Source organism: Marinobacter goseongensis (assembly GCF_023156235.1).
In the GTDB taxonomy this organism is placed as follows: Bacteria; Pseudomonadota; Gammaproteobacteria; order Pseudomonadales; family Oleiphilaceae; genus Marinobacter; species Marinobacter goseongensis.
The window spans coordinates 1-20,896 of sequence record NZ_JAKZAI010000009.1 but is presented as its reverse complement, the minus strand read 5'-3'; the positions used below and the strand labels follow the sequence as shown (position 1 = coordinate 20,896).

Sequence of the window (20,896 nt, the reverse complement as noted above, 5' to 3'; positions counted from 1 at the left end):
TCCGGCGGGTCAGTGACCTGCCGGTTCCGCGAGTAAATGACCGGTCTTCACCCAGATGACCGTTTCCTGATCGACAAACGGGTGGTGCTGACTGAGGTGAGGGCTTCGTAACCAGGTGCCCTCCGGGTAGCGACCGTGCTCATCGCAAAACTCGCCGGAAAGGACGAAGATTTCTTCACCACCAAAATGCCTGTGAGGTTGAAATACCTCGTTGGCTGGCCATTTTACCAGAGCCACATGCTCGTGCTCGAATCCGTGGAGCGGCATCACCTGCAGGCCTCCGATGCCCGGAAGCCAGGGTGTTGTGTTGGTATCAATCCGCACGGTGGCCAGGTCCCGCGGATCAAACTGGTGAAGCTTGACCAACAGGGAGCAGCCGTCTTTGCTGAACGGGGCGTGACCGGTGCCCGGTGGATTACGCAGATAGGTGCCCGCGGGATAATCGCCGGTTTCATCGGAAAAAACACCGTCCAGAACGAGGATTTCTTCCCCCAGAGGGTGCTCGTGGCGCTTGAATGAGGCGCCGGGCTCATAGCGCACCACGCTGGTGGCGTGTCCGCGCTCTGCCTCTTCCCGCGCGAGGGGTTTGCGCAGAACGCCGCCGGCCGGGCTGGGCACCCATTCCTGTTCGGCGGTCCTGACCACAACCCTGCGGGAAAAATCCATGTTAAGCATCGTAACCCCTATGGCAACTGTGGTTTCCAGCGACAGACTACGTCGGTAACCGGCAGGCGGATGTTTCTACTTGATCAGCGCCTGTATGTTCCTGAATTGCGGGTGTTGGCAGTGACGCATCCATTCGAACGCCACCATTTCCACGGTAACGATCCGGGCACCGCTTTCGCTCAGCCGATCCAGTGCCACGTCACGGTCGAACTCATTGCGTGAGCCGGTCGCATCGGCTACCACCCAGACCTTGAAGCCGGCATCAAGCAGGCTCAGAGCCGTTTGCATCATGCATACATGGGTCTCGCAACCGCCAATAACGATCTGCTGGCGACCCTCGGGGAGTGCGTCGATCAGGCCATCGGGGCAGGCGTCAAAATAGACTTTCGCAATTGTCTGGTCGCACAGCTCGCGCACATCGGCCACGTTATGGCCGAGCTTGTCAGGGAGTTGTTCCGTTCCCACCACGGGAACATCAAGCAGGCCTGCCAGGGTGGCCAGAGTGAGGCATTGATGGATCACGTCACCGCCATGGCTGATCGCCGGCATCAGCTTCTCCTGAAGATCAACGAGTACAAGGATGGATTGTTCGGCTTTCATCAACATGGGAGCTCCCGGGACTGGCAGGGGTGTGGGTGGCTGGGCTCGGCCGTTTTCTGGTTCCTGTCTGATAGTAGCCCGCAAACCGCCTGATCGTTAAGCAATCCGCCGGCGGGGTAATAATTTTTTATGGATTTATCCGGTGGCAGTTGCCAAACGCCTGAAAATTCATTAGAGTTTGCGCCCTCAAATGAGTGACGACGTTGCTGATTTGGAACAGGTTATTGGAGAGGTGGCCGAGTGGCTGAAGGCGCACGCCTGGAAAGTGTGTATACGTTAATAGCGTATCGAGGGTTCGAATCCCTCTCTCTCCGCCAACATGAAACCCCAGCGTTCGCTGGGGTTTTTTTATTGGGTCTGAAAATCCCGGAACCCGTCCACAGAGGCTTCAGACTCTGTCACCCGAACGTCCGAAACGCGCGCTGATGGTGGCCCCTGGGTGCACCATCCCTTGAGCGCCTGGAATTGCCCGACGTCACCCTCGGCCACTATGTCCACGCGCCCATCCGCCCTCCTTCCCCAACAAAAAGCCGTTACCGCTAAACGAAATGTAATTCAAAGCATTTGGTGACGCCATGCCGTGCTAAGCTATAGTGACAGCGATTTCAGACAACCTATAACGACCGTCCAGAGCCTGAAAACCAAGGAAGCACATGGAAACCGTCAATCCGACTCCGGAGCAGCTCCAGAAAGTCCTCGCGGATACGCCAAAAGATCACCCGGTGGTAATGCTGAACCTTTTACGATTCCGTGAGCGGGCGCAATACAAGGATGAAACTGCGGAGCGTTCGGGCCGCGAGGCTTATTCTCTCTACATGAAAGAAGCCGCCGCCTGTGTGCGCGAGGTCGGTGCCGAGGTGATCTGGTCGGGCCGAAGCCTGGGCTCGCTGATTGCGCCGCCTGACGAATCGTGGGATCAGGTGTTGCTGGTCCGCTACCCCTCGATTGACGCCTTTATGGCGATGATCGAGAGCCAGGAATATAAAGGCGTGGTGAAACACCGTACGGCGGCCCTGGAAGATTCGCGACTGGTGGCCAACCTCGAGGGCCAGAGCTGACAGCATGACCGACGATGCCAGCCAGCAGGGGCAATCCGATCCCCGGGAAGAAAAGTTTGTGGTGGATACCGGGTTGCTGTCTGAGGATCAGATTGACGGGCTCGTTGACGAATACTGCACTCGTTACCATGGCCTGAACGACACCGAAAACCCGATGGCTGAACGCGGCCGGGTGATGGCGGCGGTACGCCGTGGTGAACTGGTGGTGTGGTTCGACCCGGTTGAGAACACCGCCGGGCTTGGGCAGCCTGCTTGAGCGTACATTCAGTTTGGATGAAACCCCTGAAACACCTACCCGGGGCCTTTCTTAGGCGGTACAATCCGTGTGTTTTTACCAGAAGCCGCGTGTGAGGTGAGTTTTGATCAGGGTATTGGTTGTTGATGACCATGAGCTGGTGCGCTCGGGGATTACCCGGATGCTGGCGGATAACCCCGACATTGACGTCATCGGCCAGGCCTCATCCGGTGAGGATGCCATTGAGTTCGTCCGTAAGCAGTCCCCGGATATTGTTCTGATGGATATCCGGATGCCGGGTATCGGTGGTCTTGAAGCCACCCGTCGTATCCTGCGGATTGACGACGCCATCCGCGTGATTGTCGTGACCGCCTGCGCCGATGATCCATACCCGACTCGCGTCATGCAAAGCGGGGCCTCGGCGTACATCACCAAGGGTGCAGACATTAAGGAAATGGTCCGCGCCATTCGCATGGCCCATTCCGGTCAGCGTTACATCAGCCCTGAAATTGCCCAGAAAATGGCCCTCAAACAGCTGGGGGGCGACCACAATGGCGAAGACGGGGATCTCTCCCTGTTCGACCGCTTGTCCGAACGTGAGATGCAGATCGCCATGATGGTGGTTGACTGCCAGAAAGTTCAGGACATCTCGGACAAGCTCTGTCTAAGTCCAAAAACCGTCAACAGTTACCGTTACCGGATATTCGAGAAGCTGGAAATTTCCAGCGACGTTGAGCTCGCTTTGATGGCGGTACGGCTCGGATTGCTCGATGCCGACCAGGTCTGAATTCGATTCCCGCAGCTTTCTCAAGCAATTAACAGAACGGCCCGGCGTCTATCGCATGTTCGATGACGGTGGTTCCGTGTTGTACGTCGGTAAGGCCCGGAATCTCAAGAAACGGGTGGGTAGCTACTTTCGCAAGACCGGGCTGGCGCCGAAGACTGAAGCGCTGGTTGCCAGAATCGCGTCCATCGAAGTCACCATTACCGGCAGTGAAACCGAAGCTCTGCTGCTTGAGCAGAACCTCATCAAATCCCTGCGGCCGCCCTACAATATTCTGCTTCGGGACGATAAATCCTATCCTTATATTTATCTGTCTTCTCACGCCGATTACCCGTCGCTGACGTTCAGGCGAGGGCGCACCAAGAAGGGCGGTGGAACCTGGTTCGGACCGTTCCCGAGCTCCGGCGCCGTCAAGGAAAGTCTTAACATACTGCAGAAAGTATTTCGCATAAGATCATGTAATGAAAGCTATTTCAGAAACAGAACACGCCCCTGTCTGCAGTACCAGATCAACCGATGTACCGCGCCTTGCGTTGAATTCATCACGCCCGAGGACTACCAGGAAGACATCCGCCACGCCTCCATGTTCCTGGAGGGAAAAAACCCCGCCATCATCCACGACCTGATGGCAGCGATGGAAACCGCCTCGAAAAACCTCGAGTTCGAAAAGGCCGCCAGCTGCCGCGACCAGATCAACCATCTGCGCCATGTGCAGGAGCAGCAGTCGGTCGATGGCGAGGGTGGTGACGCAGACGTGGTTGCCATTGAACAGGATGCCGGGGTTGTGTGCGTTGTGGTGATCATTGTCCGGGGCGGTCGGGTGCTGGGCACCAAGGACTACTTTCCCCGCTATTCCATTGAGCAGTCCGAGGGCGAGCTGCTGAGCGCTTTTCTCGGCCAGTATTACTTTGGCGGCAGCACCCGGCGGGAAATTCCCCGCGATGTTCTGGTGCCCGTTGAGGTGGACGGCCAGGAACTGCTGGCGCAAGCCTTGAGTGAATCGGCAGGGCGGGACACCCGCATTCGCCGTAATGTGCGTGGCGAGCGCCGGAAATGGCTTGAACTGGCCATGACCAACGCCCGGCAAACGTTGCTCAGCCACCTCGCCATTAAAGAAACCGTCTATCGACGTCTGTTGGCCCTGAAGGACATGCTCGAGCTGACGGAAACCCCGTCACGCATGGAATGTTTTGATATCAGCCACAGCCATGGCGAAAACACGGTCGCATCCTGTGTGGTTTTCGATGAGAATGGTCCGCTGAAGAGCGATTACCGCCTGTATAACATCGAGGGTGTGACCGCCGGTGATGACTATGCGGCCATGCGCCAGGTGCTGACCCGTCGCTACAAGCGAATGGTGTCCGGTGACGGAAAGCGGCCGGATCTGGTGTTTATTGACGGTGGTAAGGGGCAGTTGAATATTGCCCGGGAAGTGTTTGATGAGCTTGAGATTTCAGACATTCCGCTGATTGGCGTCGCCAAAGGCGTCACCCGTCGCGCCGGCATGGAGCAATTGATCGATGCCATGACGGGGGATGTGTTCCGGGTGCCCGCAGACTCACCGGCGTTGCATCTGATTCAGCATATTCGCGACGAATCCCATCGCTTCGCGATTACCGGGCACCGGGCCCGGCGTGATAAAAAACGGCGGCAGTCCACGCTGGAGGGGATCGAGGGCGTTGGTCCGAAGCGCCGGCGGGATCTGATTCGCTATTTTGGCGGCATACAGGAACTTCGCAAAGCCAGTATCGACGAGATGACCAAGGTCCAGGGCATCAGCAAGTCGCTGGCAGAAAACATCTACGCAGCCTTGCACGACGAATAGGAAACCAATGAACTTACCCAATATTCTGACCATGTCCCGCATCGTGATGATCCCGGTGTTTGTGGTGATTTTCTACCTGCCGGCACAATGGAGCTATCTGGTCAGTGCTGCGATTTTTGCGCTGGCGGGTGCCACCGATTGGCTGGATGGGTATCTGGCCCGCAAGCTTGACCAGAGCACACCATTCGGTGCCTTTCTGGACCCGGTGGCAGACAAGCTCATGGTGGCGGTTGCCCTGACGGTGCTGATCGAAGAGCACGCAAGCCTGATCCTGACGCTGCCGGCCACGATTATTATCGGCCGCGAGATTGTCATTTCCGCACTGCGGGAGTGGATGGCAGAAATGGGCAGCCGTGCGAGTGTCGCGGTGTCTTACATCGGTAAGATCAAAACCACTGCGCAGATGGTTGCCATTATTGCGTTGCTGGCGTTTCCCCCCGGGGTATTCGGTGCCTGGATCGGCACAGGGCTGCTGTACCTTGCGGCCGTTCTGACGCTCTGGTCGATGTTCCTGTACCTCAAGGCCGCCTGGCCTGATCTGTTTTCGAAGCACCCGGCCTGATCAGCCGAGGCATTTGCCCAGCCAATTCCGGACCTGACGGCGGAGGTCCTCGCCGGCAGCGCCAAATGCCCTGACCACTGCGTCTATGTCGCCGGCTACCGCCGGCTCACTGACCTCGAAGTTGCGGGTGCACAGGGTGGTCCGTGAGCGGTTGTCCATGATCTGTCCATACAGCGTAATCGTTACGCTCACTTGCCCGTCCCGGGTTTCGCTGTGAAAGCCATACAGATCGCTGGTGAATGTCAGGTCGCTGGCTGTAGGGCTGGATTCATTAATCACTGCATCAAAGCGTCCTTCCTGCCTCAGAGATCCAATGATCAACTCCCGTACCAGTACCGGTGCCGTGTCACGCCAGCGTACCTTGCCATACATCTGATATTCGTTGGGGGAGGGTTTGGTCAGGATGCGTGAGCTGTCAAAAGGTTCAGTAGCCAGTGGCGTGTCGACACGCAGGGATCGACCGTAACCGGTCGTTGTTGCCTCGGCCACGTCAGCAAGTGCAAGGTCCATGACTCGCGGCGGCTCGCCTCCGGGAAACACTGTGCATCCGGAAACAGCGAGTGCGAGGCCCAGTGCAGCAAGTATCGGTAAGGGCTGGCCTGTCATTGTGGCGCCTCCTGCATGGTTTCCCGGCCCCAGATCGTGCTCGATGGGTTGTCCTCAAGCCGGCGGGTGAAATGGTTGAGGTTGCGCAGCGTGCTCCTCAGTTCTCGCAGCGCCGGAGACAATTCACCCAGGCCGCGCAAGCCCTCGTTGAGGGCGCCTTCGTTGTTTGCCGTTAGCAGATCGATACGTGTGGCCGTGGCCTGAATGGACGCAATGGCGGTATTGAGTGCGGCAAAGGTTTCCTGCCCCTCGTTCTGGAGAAAACGGTCGGCGTTGTCGGCAAACCGATCCACTTTGGCGGCGGCCTGTGCCGCCCGCACGCTGGCATCATTCATCCGTTCCATCAGCTGCTCCAATTCACCCCTGTGCGCCAGCAGCGCTTCCGTGGCGGCTCGCGTGTTGGCGAGAATCACAGTCAGGTTGTCGCTGTTCTGTTCGGAAAACAGCGCATTGGCGTTGGTCAGTAGCCGGTCGGCTTTGCTCATCAGGGCCTCGCCGTTATCAAGAATCGACGTGAACACCGAGGGCTCAGCCATGATCAACGGTGGGTCGTCGCGGGGGCCTTCAAGCACCGGGCTGTCCAGTGTCCCCCCCTGGAACCGCACACTCATGCTGCCGGTGATGTTGGCCAACACCAGACTGACCCGGCTGTTCTCGCGAATGTTTACGTCATCGTATACGCGCACCAGAGCCCTCACATGACTTGGGTTCTCCGGATCCAGATAGAGGTCCACCACCTCGCCGATGCCGACCCCGCTGTACTGCACCGGGTTGCCCTTGGAGAGTCCACTGACTGCGTAATCGAAGCCGATCTCGTACCAGGCCCAGTCCCGGTCGGTGTTGGATTTTCCGAGCCAGAGCGCAAACAGCAGGGCAGCGGCGAAAACTGCCACCGTAAACAGGCCGATCACCAGATGGTGGGCTTTGGGCTCCATAGTTACTGCTCCTGAATACCGGCGGTGGCTGCCTGTGCGGCAGCGCGTCCCCTGGGGCCGTGGAAATAGTCCTGAACCCACGGGTCGTCGGTGGTTTCCACCGCTGCCAGCGTATCAGCGACGAGCACCTTTTGCTGTGACAACACCGCAACCCGGTCACAGGTAGAATAAAGCGTGTCCAGATCATGGGTGACCATGAATACGGTCAGACCGAGAGCGTCGCGCAGGGTTTTCAGCAAGTGATCGAAGGCTGCCGCGCCGATGGGATCCAGCCCTGCGGTCGGCTCATCCAGAAACAGAATTTCCGGATCCATAGCCAGAGCGCGGGCCAGTGCTGCCCGTTTGACCATGCCACCGGACAGTTCTGCCGGGTACTTGAGGGCAGCATCAGGCGGTAGCCCCGCGAGGGCGAGCTTCATCTGGGCGAGGTGCTCCGCCAGGGGGCGCTTGAGGCCAGCGTGTTCGATCAGGGGAACGGCGACATTTTCCTGCAGGTTCAGGGAGGTGAACAGGGCGCCGCCCTGGAATAGCACACCGAACCGCTGCTCGATGCCGGACCGTTCACGGGGCGAGAGCGCAGGGAGATTCTGGCCGAAAACTCTTACTTCGCCGCTCGTGGGTTCGTGCAGACCTACGATACTGCGCAGCAGAACCGACTTTCCGGTTCCGGAGCCACCCACCACACCGAGAATTTCACCTTTGAGAATGTCGAGGTTCAGCTGGTCATGCACCAGGTGGGACCCAAAGCGGTTGGTCAACCCACGTACCTCAACCAGGATCTGCCCGGACGCATATTCCGTAACGGCCATACTGCCTTCTTCCACGGTTACCACCCCATTTCCATAAAGAATAGCGCAGCAATCGAATCCAGCAGTATCACCATGAAAATAGACTGCACGACGCTGGATGTGGTGTGCTCGCCCACCGATTGGGCACTGCCGCTGACCTTGAAGCCTTCCAGGCAGCCAATAACCGCAATCAGAAAGGCAAACACCGGAGCCTTGCCGAGGCCCACCAGAAGGTGTTTCAGCGCGATATCACGTTCGAGTATGGCGAGAAACTGGCCGGGGGAGATGTCGAGGACAAGCGCACAAACCGCAGCACCACCGATCATGCCCGAAATCATGCCCACAAAGGTCAGTATCGGCAGGCTGATCATCATGGCTAATACCCGGGGCAGTACGAGTAGCTCGATGGGGCTCAGTCCCAGAGTACGGATCGCATCGAGCTCTTCGTTGACCTTCATGGCACCGATGTGGGCGGTAAAGGAACTGGCGGTTCGACCGGCCAACAGAATAGCCGCCAGCAAAACACCGAACTCGCGCAGGAACGAAAACGCCACCAGATTGACGGTATAGATGGTGGCGCCGAAGTCCTCCAGAACGGTAGCGCCAAGAAACGCGACCACAGCGCCGACCAGAAAGGTGAGCAGCGCGACGATTGGCAGGGCATTCAGGCCAGTGTCCTGCACCGCGGAAACCAATGAAGTCACCCGCCATCGTTTGGGGCGTGGCAGGTTGTAGGCCAGAGCGGCCAGGGTCTGGCCAATGAAACCCAGCAGGAGCGTCAGTAATTGATAGAGCTGCTCGGTGCGTTGGCCTGTGATGTTCAGGGCGGCAATCAGCGGATGGATCGTCGGTCGGTGAGGTGCGCTCCGGTCGGCCATCGCGGCGGCAACGGCATGGAGTAAGGCACATGTCTCTCGTGGTAAACCCGGAGTGTTGTCCGAAAGCCGGACCAGGGCTTTGGCGCCGAGAAGCTCCGCAAGCAGTGCAGCGCCCGCTGTATCGATTCGCCCGAGCCCGGATAGGTCGCCGTGGTGGATCTGCCCGGAGGTCTGGTCCTGCAACCGGTCAATGTCGGCTTTCAACCGTCGATAATGCGCCAGCACCCAGTCACCCCGGATGAGTAGGCAGTCTCGCTGCTGAACAACAGCGCCGGGGGCGCCCGGTACCGTTGGCGTTTGGGGGTCAGTGGGGTGGGGTGACTGCGTCATGTCGCTCCTTGTTGTTGTTTAAATAATATGCATAAAACGCAGATAAAACAAAAAGTTGAAAAAAGAGGTTGACGCAATCGGTCGAATCCGTAGAATACGCCCTCGTTGACCAAGCGGGAATAGCTCAGTTGGTAGAGCACAACCTTGCCAAGGTTGGGGTCGCGAGTTCGAATCTCGTTTCCCGCTCCAACATCCAGTGCCACTGGTTTTATCCAGAGCTTCTGGTTTGAGGTTCAACACAGTCTCTCAATGCCCACCTGAGAGCATGAAAGTCCCGCAGATTCCTTCGGACTTTTCCCGGCGCGGTGGCAGAGTGGTTATGCAGCGGACTGCAACTCCGTGTACGCCGGTTCGATTCCGACCCGCGCCTCCATTTTTACCATTTAAAATCAACAAATTACTCTGCTCGTATTTAGTTGATTTTCTCACCCAAAAAATATCCAAATTAAACCCAAAGTATTATCCGCTTCAATCCGTGACAGAAGAGCGGACAAGTGAATGTGCGGGGCATCTTGAACAAGCGTGATTAGCTGTCTGTTGTGACCAAAAACACAGCCTCTTGCTCTAACGCCTTGCCGCTCAGCTTAAGCGCCTCAATCAGCTCCAGCACCTCATCCGGTTCCTGATCCAAATTTAAACTTTCCTCGGCATTGGCAACATATTTAAGATTATTTCGCCATACCTCAGAATTGCCATAGCGCTCCAGTTTGCGTTTCCAGTCAGGCATTAGCCATAGTTCGGCGTCCTCACCCAGCGCTTTGCGCAGGCGGGCATAGTTCTCGAGTCCGACGCCATCGTAGTCTGGAAACATAAGAATCCGTGGACTTCGTTTTTTCCCGCATAGCCACTCTATCAGCCGTTCACTGAGCTGCCCCTGATAATAGAGTACAGATCCGTGCAAGCCTTCAGGCACCCAGCTGATGTCATCCAGCAGGCCCTGATTTTCCACCAGCCATAAGACGCTGTCGGTGGCCAGAGGCGTTTCATTCTGGCTGATATCGACGGCGAGGGCGCCGGCGATGGATGTCAGATGCCATAAATCAAGCGCCTTTCCGTCACACTTCCAGGTTACGCCCGGGGTCGTTGCTTTCAGTAGCCTGTAAGAGGCCTCGTGCGAATTCTTTCGACCTTTCGAGGACCGGGTAAGCGAAAGGTTTTGTGCCCGAATCGGCAGAGCCTGAGCGCCAGATTCCGGATCAGGTCTTAACTCCTGAAGGTTCTGTTTGAATACCGGCGAGTTGCTGACTCGATAGACGGTGCCATTGCCCTTGCGCATCTTGGTTATGCACGCGGTCCTGAGCAAAAACTCATCAAGCACCCGTTTTTGTGAGGGGGTGAACCGTGAGCCAAGACATTCTCCGCCGGAACCCTCAAGTTTGACCAATGCTTCTCTGAGCGATCTGTTCATTAGGGGGAGCTCATGCCTCGACAGTTTCAAGTGGCTGCAGAATCTGCCAGTGCTTGCGGCTGATGTGGTTCTTGCCGTTGCTCATCTGTTGAATAGGGACGCAGTAATGGGCGGTAATCAACGGTGAAGGGGAAGCGAACATTAGTGCGAAACCGAATTCGGAAGCGGTTTTGATCAGGCTTCTCTGGTTTGCAGCATCCAGCGCCAGGGCTTCGTCCAGGTAGCAAAGAGCTTGAACACTACGGCGCTTGTCCTGCATAAGATGGAGCATAGCCAGGCCGGTCACCAACTTGGCCATGAGCACGGTGCCGTTGGAAGCTGCGCTGTCGATGTCATCAAAGCTTTCTACGTCCTGATTTTCCTTGGCTAGCTCGAAGGTGAGGCGAAACAGATCGGCAACCTTCAGCCCGTGGCGCGCGCTACCTTCATCAATCAGTAACTGGCGCGCGTAGTCAAGCTGTCGGTCGTCCAGCACGCTGGACTGGTTAAACAGTTCGAAGGATTCACCGGACTCGACTTTCTCTGCTGTTTGGATCAGCAAGTCGATCGCTTCGACAAGGTGATTCTCGTGAACGGGCTGAATGCGGAATACTTTGAGGTCTGACAACTTCCTGCGGCTGATCAGCCGGTTGAATTCATGCATGGCATTCTCGAATGACTGCAGGTTGCCTCGAAGATCCCGGAGGCTGGCCGTCACAGTGACCACGGCACTGCGGGCTTTCTTTTCCAGTGCTTCTGCCTCTCGGACAAGATGATGGCGGAACTCCACCATCAACCGGATTTCTTCTTCCGGGCTGGGAGCATACTGGAACTTGGTCAGGCCGCCGCTGTGCAGGGTTATGCGCTGGTGGTGCAGCTCCCGGTCCAGTTCCTTCAGCTGGTAGCAATCCCGCTGATAGTCCCGCAGCGTTTTCGCAAGCTGGTCGAGCGGAAGCACGGGGTCGCCTACCCATGGGGTGTGGGGGAGGTCAGCCAGCCAGTTGAACTGATCGTCGGTGTCGCCACGGTTTTGACGAATGCCATCTATCTCCTGGTGCTCGGCATCCAGTGCTTGCCGCTGATTGGCGACTTCCTGAATCTGCTCCCTGAATGCTTGTTGCAGGGCACCAGCCTGTTTTTGGGCGTGCTCTATTTCTGCCAGCTCCTGCTTGGCTGCCTCCATTGCTTTCAGGCGATCCGGGCACGATTTCTGAAGTTGAGCCAGCTCGTCAAACTGTTCCAGATCCTTTTCTAGGCTTTTTACTTCCTGCTCGAGTTCTTCCGTGCGCTTCTTCTGGGTATCTAATTGCTCGGTGGCGGCCTTCTGTTCCTGCAATTGCCGAAGCCGACCCCGGCAATCCTCAATCAGTTGGGCAACCTCTTTTTCTGATCGCTGTTCATACTGTGGTGCCTGGTTTGCAACAGACAGATTCAGCCCGGGGAGTTCAAACCAGTCTTCGGGCATGTCTTGCAGCCACTGTAGAAGCTGCTGAGACTCGAGTTGATAGTCCCCAGGGGGCAGAGTGAGCAGTTGCCGGTTGAGCCCTCGGTTGAGAATGCTGAGTTGCTCTGCTGAGATCTGCTGTTTCAGTGTGAGATAAAGATTGTCCGAGAGCGTTTCCTGTTCCTTGCGCAGGTTTGATAGCTCTTGGTTCTCCCGCCGCAGCTGGTGCTCAATGGCAGGAGCAGGCTGCCCACAGGCATTGTCGAGCAAGGCGATATGGCGGTTGCGTTCTGTGATGGTGCTGGCAAGTTGTTGCTCAAGCTGGCTACGTTCATTAATCAGCGCGAGCCGGTTCTCCAGTTCGCGACGACGGTGCTCATCTTTATTCAGGGCCTCCAGTTGCTGGTTGAGCTCACTCTGGCGACGGGTTTGTTCCCTGTCCCTCTCAAGCAGGTCTGCTTCTTGCTCCTGCAACTTATCATGTTGATGTTGGAGGTTTTTGCTTTCTGTCTGATAGTGATTCTGCCAGCGCTCCAGCCCATCGTCGATGAGCGGGCGTCGGGCAATGATCCGGCCTCGGATGGCGAGGCGCTCTTCCTGCTGGCGCTCCAGTTCGTCGATCAGTGTTTGCTGATTTCTGGCGGATCGGTATTGTTCCCGATCCTGGTTGACCTCGGCGAAGGCCTTGTCCCATTCCTGTTTGAAATCCACCACGGAGTCCGGCAACTGACGACTGAATATTTGGAGCAGGTGACGTTTTACTTCGCCGGAACTGAGTTTGTCCAAGCGTAGGGTCCGAGTAAGAACCTGACGGTAGGCATTTGCATCCTTGCGGTTCTCCAGCCGGAAAACGGTAAATTCGGAGCTGGTCTGTCCCTGCTTACGGGCACCGCCGTAGACCATTTCGGCAAACTCAGTCGATGAGTAGAAATTGGCCGTTCGCCCGTGTTGAGCCAGTTGCTCCAACAGCTGTGGCTGAGTCACCAGCTTGCCATTGTCCAGCCTGTACTCCTCAATTTTCAGAGGGCCCCGATAAGCAAAATAGGCGTAGTCATGGCTAAACCCCTTGCCCACACACCCCAGCACCACTGAGCCGGATTCAGGCAAAGTGACTTCCAGCAGGATATAGCTGCTATTGGATGGGAAGTAGAAACGTCTCGCTTTGTCTTTGTCGTGGGCGCCAAAATCCAGGTGCCGCTTGTCGATAATCAGCAGGTATTGCAGTGCGTTAATCAGGCTGGTCTTGCCAGTATTGTTGGGGGCAATGAGAGAAACTGACTCATCCAGAGGGAGCTCAGCGCGCTCATAGCCGGCGCTGTTGAGAAGTACCAGCTGCTGGAATCCGTAATCGGAACTCATAGGGAATTATCCTCGTCGTCCTGATCGCCTGCCCAGGACACATCTTCATCCTGATCCACCTGGCTGGCCAGTTCTTCGTAATGATCCAGGTAACGACACACAGCAGGCAACAGCTGCCAGGCTCCGCCATCGTAACGGGCAAAGCCGAAGTTTTCTGCGGTTCTCATCAGGCTCACCAGGCCGGACAGATCCAGCTCTTCTGCCTCCAGCAAGTCCTGGTGTTGCTCGAAAACCGTTGTCAGCAGGGTTTGATCGATTCGCCAATGCTCGAATTTCATCAGCGGAATGCCGGCATCCGCTTGAGTATCAAAGATGACCATGAACAACAGGGCCAGTTGTCGTGTGGCTTTGTTGGTATTGCTGCTTCCGTCGTCCTGATGGAACCAGGCGAAGCCCCGGCCATCAAGGCGAAGGTCAAAACCCAGTGCGGTAAAAATGGCCACATAATCGTCGAGGTTGCGTTCAAGCTCTTCCCACAATACTGGTTCTGAGATCCGGTTGAGATGCCGGCCCCGGTTGAACCACCGAAAAAGATGGGCCAGGTTTGGCAGGTTGCTGGCGATTTGTTGGAATTGGCTGGTATTACTCACGAGTTTTATTCACCGGTTGTGTCAGACGGTAGGGCCAGTAGTGCACTGAAATCAGGGAAAGGGCGGATATTGTAGGTTGCGGGTCCAGCTCCATCTCCCATAGCTCCTCCCGTGCCAGGTCATGATAGAGCCGCAGAAGAGCCTGGTCAGGCAGGGAGGGGTAGTGATGCTTCAGCCACTCCAAAAGGTTGCCGACCGGGAGGTCCTTTAACAACTGTTGCCGGAGCTGTTCTTCGTCAATCCACTCAGCAATGGTTATGGGCGCCGCATCGACTGCGCCCGGAAACTCCCGATCAGTAGGCTCAAAGTTCCTCGCTTCCGCCATGATTGTTTTTACCTCGTCGCCTACAGACACACTGCGGCTCTGATTCACGCGCCACACCGGCAGCCAGGACTGATCTTGCCGTTTGCGAAAGGTGCGGTTGAGCCCTTTTTTGCGAACCTGCCCCAGCAATCGGCTGATGGCTGAGGAAAGATTGTTATGCTGGCGCGCTTCTTCTCGCAGCGGAAACAGAATATCAGCGCATTGCTGAGCGGTAATTCGCCCAAGCCGTCGAAGTTCCTTAGCGTGATAACCAACGTGCCGGAGACGGTTGAGGTGGCTGTAGAGCGCGCCTTTGGTGACGAGGCGATTGTAGCCCAGGTCGAGGGCGTCTTCCGCTGCGGCGAGGTGGTGGTAGAAAATGCCGGAAGGTCCGGAATCCATCATCTCGTTCATTGGTTCAACATACTGATCGTAGGCGTCGAGGACGGACTTGTAGCGTTTTGCTATGGGAGCCCGAGTGTCTGCTGATTTTGCCTGCTCGGCCAGCTCGGCAATCGCATGGCGGTCCTGCTCGAGCTGACGGGCAATATCTCTGAACAGGGTAGATAGTCGGTTAATGGCCTGGGTCTGCTGACCGGTATCTCCGGCTTCGATACCTGCGGTGAGGGTTTCTGTTGCGCCACGAATTGCTTCGATGCGCGCCTGAATGACTGATGACAGTCCCAGTTCGTGTTCATGCGTCAGGCCACGGACAAACTCAAGTACATGGGTATTGACCACGAAGCTTTCAGAGCGACTTTGAACCTCCAGTACGCCACTTGCCAAAAGCCTACGGAGAGCCTCCCTGACCTGAACGTCGTCCAGGGCCGGTTGAGCCTGGCGAATGGCAGCAAGAACCTGTTCCTCGGAGAACGCCGGCATCTCCCGGGTGGCCCGAACCAGTGCCTCGACAGTTTCCCAGTGCTCAAAAAGTGTTCGAGTGAGGTGTTTTGGGCTAGCCATGGTGCTCAGTCGCCCTTTGAAGCAAGTCTGGCGTCTATGCCAAAGAAAACGGCCGCGTTCACCAACGCTTCATCCTCACTGATTAGTTGGGCCTGGTGATGTTCTGCGCATGCCAAGTGAAGTGCATCCAACGTCCTCAAGCTTGTCTTCCTTGTGCCAATCCAGTGGCTGGCCCGCTGATAGTGGGCCGTTTCAATGGGGCGCAGGCTGAAGCGCCCATGGCTGACATCATCATGGAATGCACTTTCGATCCGGTTCGCCTGGGGTTCGCTGAGCTCTCCCATCCGAACCCACCGGGCCAGTGCGCTTGCCACCTCAACTTCAGTCAGATGACTGATAAGAACCGGCTCGGTCTGTGATTCAAGCAATACCTGAACACGATCGCTGGCGTGCTCTTGTCGGTAGTAGGGGAGAACGGCGCTGGTATCAAAGTACAACATTAATAGCGCTCTTCGTCTCTGAGTTCCCGCACCGCCTGAGCAGAGCTTTCCCGGACGGGGGGCAGAGATGCCCTGAGTTCCGAACGGTTTGGAAACTGAATCTTTTCGGGCAAGGCCGCGGTTAGGCGTGCAGCAGGTTTACCGTGACGCAGAATTACAACCTCTTCTCCTGCTGCCACAGCGTCCAGAAGATTTGAGAGCTTTTCCCGAGTTTCTCGAACATTGATCGTTTGCATAATTCTCACCCTATCCGTGTACACAATGAGTGTACTCTCAGTAGAAGTTCTATAGCAATCAGGTCCGTTGGAGATTTTTCGGTTTTATCTAACTCACTCAGAAAGTTTCTGTTCCCGCTCAAACCTGATCGTTGTCCTCGCCCGCTTAGGCGGCTTGATCAACCGATAATGATTCCGCATGGCCTGCGTTTCATGTCCGCCTTTGTCGTTTTCTCCTTGGCTCAGGAATTCTTCGGTCAGTCCTTTCTTGCGGAGGTCTCTGAGGTGGTACATGCCTCCATAGCCTGCTGTCTTGCAGGCATCTCGCCAGGCGGCCTGCATAGTTCTGTGTTTTGCTTGTTGAGCTCTGGAGCGCTTATCGAAGTAGCGTGGGTATACTAGGAGATATTCACTTATGATGGCCTCCTTCCGCTTGAACTCCACAAACCATTTCCACAGATCGGCAAGATCCTCGTTCATCTCGAGTTCGATGCCGATTTTAGTTTTGTGGCGAGCAAAGCGGATCACTCCGTAGGCGAAATAGTCCCCGCGATCGATGGGTTTGTCATAGAGCTCACCTTGGCTTTCCTTCAAATTGAAAACGTCAATCGGCTGCTGACTCATCATGTAAATGAGATCGCAAATCTTCGCACGCCACGTGCCGTCCATATCTCGCTTGTTATGACGATGGACGCACAGGTGTTCAGTTATCTTCCGGTAGGCCTCATCAGGGATGAGAACTTGGCGTTTTTCTTCGGCGGCTTTACGTATATCGATCATCGGATTTCGGTCAATGAGGCCTTCCTGAACCGCATGGAGGAACACCCGGTTCAACGTGTTTTTGAGACCGTTGTAATGGGTCGGCATCGGCAGCCATGGGGATAGCAGTTTGCGAATCTTGCGAAGGATTTGCGGATCAGAAAGCGGGAATTTTGCATCGTCGCTCTGCTCCAATTGCCGGGCATCGCTCGCGTAATCAACACGGGTTGGTTTAGCGATAGGGGCGCCTTTATTCGGTCCTCGTAGGGATAGGACTCGGCACTCCGACCAAACTATGCTCTTGCCCTTTATTTGATGACCGAGGACCTCCGTTCTCCATTTCTTCAGGTAGTCCTGGAGCAGGATGTGATCCCCCTTGCTTGCTGGTATAGAGAGGCTATCCAATTTTTCAGCCAGGGCGTTGGTTTTCCGTTCTTGGACTTCGGCCTCCCACCTATGGTTAAGCATTGACCACAGTCGGATCGCTTGATTCCTGTCCCTGGTGTCCAGGGTGCCGCGTTTTTTCGTAATGGGATGGATAACGAAGTAGACACCGTCCTCGCTCTGATAGAGGCCAGGGTATCTGTGCAGCGATGAGTATTTTTCAGAGCGGTATCTTGGTGCCATGTTAGGAAGCTAGTTTATTTGCCAGTTCATGGATAAAGGCGTCTTCTGCAGCGACCGATCCGGACACCCGACGCTCCATCTCCCGAAAATACCCGTCCAGGTCTATTTTCCAGGCTTTCCCCAATTTAAAGGCACCCGGGATAACTGCCAGTCCGAACTCGTCTTTCGCAGCACAAAGCCGACGAATAGTTGATGGGGCAGGTGGCGTGCTGTCGTATTCAAAAACGACCTTTATAAAATCCTCAATCGATACCGGACGCATGGCAATCTCCCGAACTTACTGGTTTGGACGCATCTGATCCCCGAAAGCGTGCTGTTTGAGAGGCACTTCTGATCAGACATTGAGATTACTCTACGTTTTTTTCGGGAGGAGCAAGTGCAAAACGACCGCGGAAAATTGCCGTCGTTTTGCACAAGTAATAGCGGTTTGTTGTGTCAGGGCATGGATTTTGGCGATGAGCCAAATCGTTAGCTGCGAGGCCTATCCTTTGCCGAACACCTCCTTGAATACTGAGTGGGCTTGGAACTCAGTGGCGATTTGCAAAGGCGTCACCCATTTTCCTGAATTTTGATCAAGGTACGTCTTCTCAAGGATTCCACCGGCGCTGACCATTCTGTTTACTAGGTCTAGTTCATCACTTTCAATTGCAAGCATAAGGGGGGTATAGCCTGGAATGGGGTAATTCTGTTCTGCGTTGGTGTCTGCTCCCTGCTCGATGAACAGTCCGGCCATAGCCCGCAAAACATCCAGGTCAAACGACTTTCGCTCTGTTTCAACCAGAATTTTTCCGGCCGCTTGGTGGATGCTGTTATACCTAGGGTTGGAGGCGACTCGTTCCAGATACTGCCGCTGGGCTTCGAGGGTCATACCAAGACTCCCTGAGGTATATCGCCGGATGCTTTCAAGTAGCACCTGATCTTGGGGAACCTGTGTTATCTGTTTTAAGACCTCACTCTTGCCCTTTACCAATCCAATTTTTTGAATGCAGTAGTACAGGGGTGTGCTCAGCTCGATGCCGGCTCTGGAATCTGGCGCGCAACCCATATCAAGTAATTTTCGCAGCACATCGAGCCTGTTGGTATTGATCGCGGCTGTTAGCAGGGATAGGCGCTTCTTCTGCGTAGTCGCATTCAAAACTTCTGGATCGTGTGGCTTTTCACTCAGCAAAGTGAAAAACGAATCATCACCTGGCTTTTGGTTCGGGGTAGTGACATCCAGCAACTGCACAGCCTGCAATAATGCTGAGTCGCCCGCATCGGACAATTGATTCACGTTGGCGCCAGCGTCCAGAAGTTTTTCTACAGCGTCTGCGTTTTCCCTCCATACGAAATAGGTAAGTTGGGGTAGTCGTTTCTGGCGAAGCTGGCCGATTTTTATCTTCCGATTTGGATCATTGGTGGAGGGTTTCTTGGCAAGGTCCTCATCAGTTACAAAAATCGACCCGAGGAAGTCTGGCTCTGCTGCGGGTATTCTGTTCCGGGGAACGCACCATCAGAAGGAAATATCCTTGGAAAATGTCCGCGATACTGAGGGATGAACCAGTTTTCAAGATGTTTGTCGTATCGTGACGACACAGCGGTCCTGTCGCCGAGATCCAGGGGTACTTCGAGCCCCAGCACTACCTGCGCATTTCGAAGTTGCCTGAGAAATGTCTTAGGGGGGGATGGGAGTATTGCCGCTACGGCCAGGGCCTCTTGAATAATTAGGCCCTGATTTGGCCCTGCATGAAAATAAGACTGCTCAAACGCTCTCTGGTAAGCCTCAGCGGCACGATCCAATTTTCCTGAGAGGGTGAGCCAGCGCGCTTCATGCCAGCTTTGACAGTAGGAGAGCGAGCCTGAGGGGGCAACCTTTTGCAAAAAGATCTTAAAATGCGTGAGTAGCTGTTGGGTGAAAGCTTGATCCGTGGATGCCTTTTCACGACCAGGATTCAGTAGTGTTGCGAGCACCGTATTCAGCTTCGCGATCGGCTTGAATTGGGGAGCTTTTAACAAGCACTCATCAACAATTCGAGAGTGGATATCTTGAGGGTTTGCAGGAGAGCGGCCCTTTGTCCGTTCGATTGCAACCTCTCCAAAAGTCAGAGCTCGGTAATAATCAACGGCTCGCGCTGTAACGAGCAGCGCTCGCAATCGAGTTCTCTGTATTTCATCGAAGAACTTGCCAGCATCTTGTTTAGAAAAGAGGGCGCCGAGCGAACTCAGAGCAGGAAGCTGTGTGCCCGTTTGCCACCGTCGCATGCGGTCTTTCACTTCTTTGCTGAGTTGGCCATAGAAATCGTCCCAGCCAGGTACCGATAACTCGAACCATTCGAACAAAGTTGCAATGGCTTGCTTTCCAGGCGTCATAAACTGTTCTGGGGATGGACCGTGGAGGTTATTGCTGGCGCTTCTCAAAGCTTCAGCTCCAAACGAGCTGAATAGGTGACTCGAGAGAATTCTCAAAGCTTCTGTGCGAGAAATTCCCTCTAGGCTCAGGTTCGAAACAAACAAGCTGTATGCTTTGCAGAAGGCGGTTAACTTGGCGGCCACATCTCGCCCAAAATCCTCTCCGATGTATCGTGATAGCGGTTCATAGACTACCTTGTCGGTTGCGACGGGAATGGCTCTATAATCAAAATCCCATTTACCGGCATGGTCATCAATCCACTTATCAGATCCCTTTGTGTCAAACGCTCGTGCAAGTGACCTGATGATCTCGAGGTGGTTCGGATAGGCAGGAGTGCTATGCAAGAGTCGCCTCCCTGCGCTCAAGTTGACGAATATCTCGAATGAGATTCTGTAGGGTCCGTCGGTCGCTGGGGCTCGTCGGAATAACCACTTTGCCTACTCCAGGTAGTTCGATTTTCCCGTGCTTTTTGCCAGACTGATATCGCCAGCCGTTCTGAAGTAGCTCTTTAATCAATTGATTTATATCCTTATCGCTGCTTACTCGTTTCATCGTACTCTCCCGCAACAAGAGAGCGGGCACAAGGCCCGCCCTCTTGTAATGCCTATTTAGAATCCTTTTTTGCAACAGTCCTCTGAGCCCTGGCGACAAACGAATCCTTACTAACTCCACCGCCCGATTGCTTGGCGGTGGCGCTCTGGATCCTAGCCACATCTGCGGCGGTCATGGGCTTGCTTGAAGGTTTCTTGTTCATTTCATATCTCCGTTCATTGGTTGTTTGAATCGTCCCATCGGGACCCTTTGAAATTTACAGACGCGGAGATAAATCGTCGGCAGCGCAGTTGGAGGAAAAATCTGTTTTTTTGCGGATTGATATTCGGTGGGCTTACGTAGAGCTATTTTTACCACTCGATTGAAACCATAAATTCCAACCTTTCTGCCGTTTTGGGAATTTCATTCAAATCCAAATCAGGCAGATTCCATCATGTGACCATGTCGCCTGATTTGGATAGGTGCCACGGCCCGCGTATCTGATTTGGATACTTCACCCAATTCCCAAATCTCGAATTTGTTTTGTCAATGGCCATTTATTTTGACCCACCTTTGGCCAATAAAATTGACCCACCTTTCATAGTCTATCTTGTGGCTTTT

Annotated in this window: 22 protein-coding genes and 3 tRNA genes; 8 read left to right on the top strand and 17 right to left on the bottom strand. The window is 55.1% G+C overall.

Annotation, left to right across the window (positions count from 1 at the left end):
• Positions 1 to 9: 9 nt before the first annotated feature.
• Together MLC70_RS09685 and MLC70_RS09680 are read right to left on the bottom strand one after the other, a co-directional pair.
• On the bottom strand, positions 10 to 675 hold the full coding sequence (locus MLC70_RS09685; RefSeq protein ID WP_248183434.1) for a cupin domain-containing protein: 666 nt from the start codon (positions 673 to 675) through the stop codon (positions 10 to 12).
• A gap of 66 nt (positions 676 to 741) precedes the next feature.
• The gene (locus MLC70_RS09680) at positions 742 to 1,272 is read right to left on the bottom strand and encodes an isochorismatase family protein (protein ID WP_248183432.1); all 531 of its coding nucleotides are present in this window, start codon (positions 1,270 to 1,272) and stop codon (positions 742 to 744) included.
• A gap of 220 nt (positions 1,273 to 1,492) precedes the next feature.
• Between MLC70_RS09680 and MLC70_RS09675 the strand changes: the two genes are divergently transcribed.
• Positions 1,493 to 1,583: transfer RNA gene (locus tag MLC70_RS09675), tRNA-Ser, on the top strand.
• Positions 1,584 to 1,614: 31 nt separating this feature from the next.
• Here the strand turns inward: MLC70_RS09675 and MLC70_RS18760 are convergent.
• On the bottom strand, positions 1,615 to 1,821 hold the full coding sequence (locus MLC70_RS18760; protein ID WP_427902101.1) for an acylphosphatase: 207 nt from the start codon (positions 1,819 to 1,821) through the stop codon (positions 1,615 to 1,617).
• A 98-nt stretch (positions 1,822 to 1,919) separates the two neighbouring features.
• Here MLC70_RS18760 and MLC70_RS09670 point away from each other — a divergent pair, with 98 nt between their 5' ends.
• From MLC70_RS09670 to pgsA, 5 genes are all read left to right on the top strand, one after another.
• Positions 1,920 to 2,324 carry a DUF1330 domain-containing protein gene (locus tag MLC70_RS09670; protein WP_248183430.1) on the top strand — a complete coding sequence of 135 codons (405 nt, stop codon included), beginning with the start codon at positions 1,920 to 1,922 and terminating at the stop codon, positions 2,322 to 2,324.
• Positions 2,325 to 2,328: 4 nt separating this feature from the next.
• Complete coding sequence (locus MLC70_RS09665; protein ID WP_248183428.1) at positions 2,329 to 2,580, top strand: YheU family protein; 252 nt, start codon at positions 2,329 to 2,331, stop codon at positions 2,578 to 2,580.
• Between the two features lie 103 nt (positions 2,581 to 2,683).
• Positions 2,684 to 3,346, top strand: a complete 663-nt coding sequence (gene uvrY, locus MLC70_RS09660) for a UvrY/SirA/GacA family response regulator transcription factor (protein WP_248183426.1) — start codon at positions 2,684 to 2,686, stop codon at positions 3,344 to 3,346.
• A complete protein-coding gene (gene uvrC, locus MLC70_RS09655) occupies positions 3,330 to 5,168 on the top strand; it encodes an excinuclease ABC subunit UvrC (protein ID WP_248183423.1) in 1,839 nt (612 codons plus the stop codon). Before uvrY ends, uvrC begins: the two co-directional genes overlap by 17 nt.
• 7 nt (positions 5,169 to 5,175) lie before the next feature.
• Entirely contained in the window at positions 5,176 to 5,730 is a 555-nt protein-coding gene (gene pgsA, locus MLC70_RS09650; protein WP_248183422.1) for a CDP-diacylglycerol--glycerol-3-phosphate 3-phosphatidyltransferase, read from the top strand.
• Here the strand turns inward: pgsA and MLC70_RS09645 are convergent, their stop codons facing one another.
• The 4 genes from MLC70_RS09645 to MLC70_RS09630 are packed head-to-tail and all read right to left on the bottom strand — an operon-like array spanning position 5,731 to position 9,267.
• Positions 5,731 to 6,336 (bottom strand): ABC-type transport auxiliary lipoprotein family protein, encoded by a 606-nt coding sequence (locus tag MLC70_RS09645; RefSeq protein ID WP_248183420.1) that lies wholly within the window; start codon positions 6,334 to 6,336, stop codon positions 5,731 to 5,733. It lies immediately after the preceding gene.
• Entirely contained in the window at positions 6,333 to 7,271 is a 939-nt protein-coding gene (locus tag MLC70_RS09640) for an MlaD family protein (protein WP_248183418.1), read from the bottom strand. Before MLC70_RS09640 ends, MLC70_RS09645 begins: the two co-directional genes overlap by 4 nt.
• Positions 7,272 to 7,273: 2 nt before the next feature.
• A complete protein-coding gene (locus MLC70_RS09635; RefSeq protein ID WP_248183416.1) occupies positions 7,274 to 8,080 on the bottom strand; it encodes an ABC transporter ATP-binding protein in 807 nt (268 codons plus the stop codon).
• 17 nt (positions 8,081 to 8,097) lie between these two features.
• A complete protein-coding gene (locus tag MLC70_RS09630; protein ID WP_248183413.1) occupies positions 8,098 to 9,267 on the bottom strand; it encodes an MlaE family ABC transporter permease in 1,170 nt (389 codons plus the stop codon).
• A 113-nt stretch (positions 9,268 to 9,380) separates the two neighbouring features.
• Here MLC70_RS09630 and MLC70_RS09625 point away from each other — a divergent pair.
• Together MLC70_RS09625 and MLC70_RS09620 are read left to right on the top strand one after the other, a co-directional pair.
• A tRNA-Gly gene (locus tag MLC70_RS09625) sits at positions 9,381 to 9,456 on the top strand.
• A 110-nt stretch (positions 9,457 to 9,566) separates the two neighbouring features.
• Positions 9,567 to 9,640, top strand: a tRNA-Cys gene (locus tag MLC70_RS09620).
• A gap of 153 nt (positions 9,641 to 9,793) precedes the next feature.
• Here the strand turns inward: MLC70_RS09620 and MLC70_RS09615 are convergent.
• The 10 genes from MLC70_RS09615 to MLC70_RS09570 form a co-directional block, all read right to left on the bottom strand.
• Complete coding sequence (locus tag MLC70_RS09615; protein WP_248183410.1) at positions 9,794 to 10,675, bottom strand: DUF7281 domain-containing protein; 882 nt, start codon at positions 10,673 to 10,675, stop codon at positions 9,794 to 9,796.
• Positions 10,676 to 10,685: 10 nt separating this feature from the next.
• Positions 10,686 to 13,457, bottom strand: coding sequence for a hypothetical protein (locus MLC70_RS09610; RefSeq protein ID WP_248183408.1), 2,772 nt, complete (start codon positions 13,455 to 13,457; stop codon positions 10,686 to 10,688).
• On the bottom strand, positions 13,454 to 14,047 hold the full coding sequence (locus MLC70_RS09605; RefSeq protein WP_248183405.1) for a condensin complex protein MksE: 594 nt from the start codon (positions 14,045 to 14,047) through the stop codon (positions 13,454 to 13,456). The genes MLC70_RS09610 and MLC70_RS09605 overlap by 4 nt, the downstream gene beginning before the upstream one ends.
• Positions 14,040 to 15,314, bottom strand: coding sequence for a hypothetical protein (locus tag MLC70_RS09600; RefSeq protein ID WP_248183403.1), 1,275 nt, complete (start codon positions 15,312 to 15,314; stop codon positions 14,040 to 14,042). The genes MLC70_RS09605 and MLC70_RS09600 overlap by 8 nt, the downstream gene beginning before the upstream one ends.
• 5 nt (positions 15,315 to 15,319) lie before the next feature.
• On the bottom strand, positions 15,320 to 15,754 hold the full coding sequence (locus MLC70_RS09595) for a type II toxin-antitoxin system VapC family toxin (RefSeq protein WP_248183402.1): 435 nt from the start codon (positions 15,752 to 15,754) through the stop codon (positions 15,320 to 15,322).
• Positions 15,754 to 15,990, bottom strand: a complete 237-nt coding sequence (locus MLC70_RS09590; protein WP_041333254.1) for a type II toxin-antitoxin system Phd/YefM family antitoxin — start codon at positions 15,988 to 15,990, stop codon at positions 15,754 to 15,756. The genes MLC70_RS09595 and MLC70_RS09590 overlap by 1 nt, the downstream gene beginning before the upstream one ends.
• A gap of 93 nt (positions 15,991 to 16,083) precedes the next feature.
• Positions 16,084 to 17,355: a site-specific integrase gene (locus MLC70_RS09585; protein WP_248183401.1), complete on the bottom strand. Its 1,272-nt coding sequence runs from the start codon at positions 17,353 to 17,355 to the stop codon at positions 16,084 to 16,086.
• A 1-nt stretch (position 17,356) separates the two neighbouring features.
• Positions 17,357 to 17,617 carry a hypothetical protein gene (locus MLC70_RS09580; protein ID WP_248183399.1) on the bottom strand — a complete coding sequence of 87 codons (261 nt, stop codon included), beginning with the start codon at positions 17,615 to 17,617 and terminating at the stop codon, positions 17,357 to 17,359.
• Between the two features lie 219 nt (positions 17,618 to 17,836).
• Positions 17,837 to 18,628, bottom strand: coding sequence for an ankyrin repeat domain-containing protein (locus tag MLC70_RS09575; RefSeq protein ID WP_248183397.1), 792 nt, complete (start codon positions 18,626 to 18,628; stop codon positions 17,837 to 17,839).
• Positions 18,629 to 18,783: 155 nt separating this feature from the next.
• Positions 18,784 to 20,088: a hypothetical protein gene (locus tag MLC70_RS09570; protein WP_248183396.1), complete on the bottom strand. Its 1,305-nt coding sequence runs from the start codon at positions 20,086 to 20,088 to the stop codon at positions 18,784 to 18,786.
• Between the last annotated feature and the right edge of the window lie 808 nt (positions 20,089 to 20,896).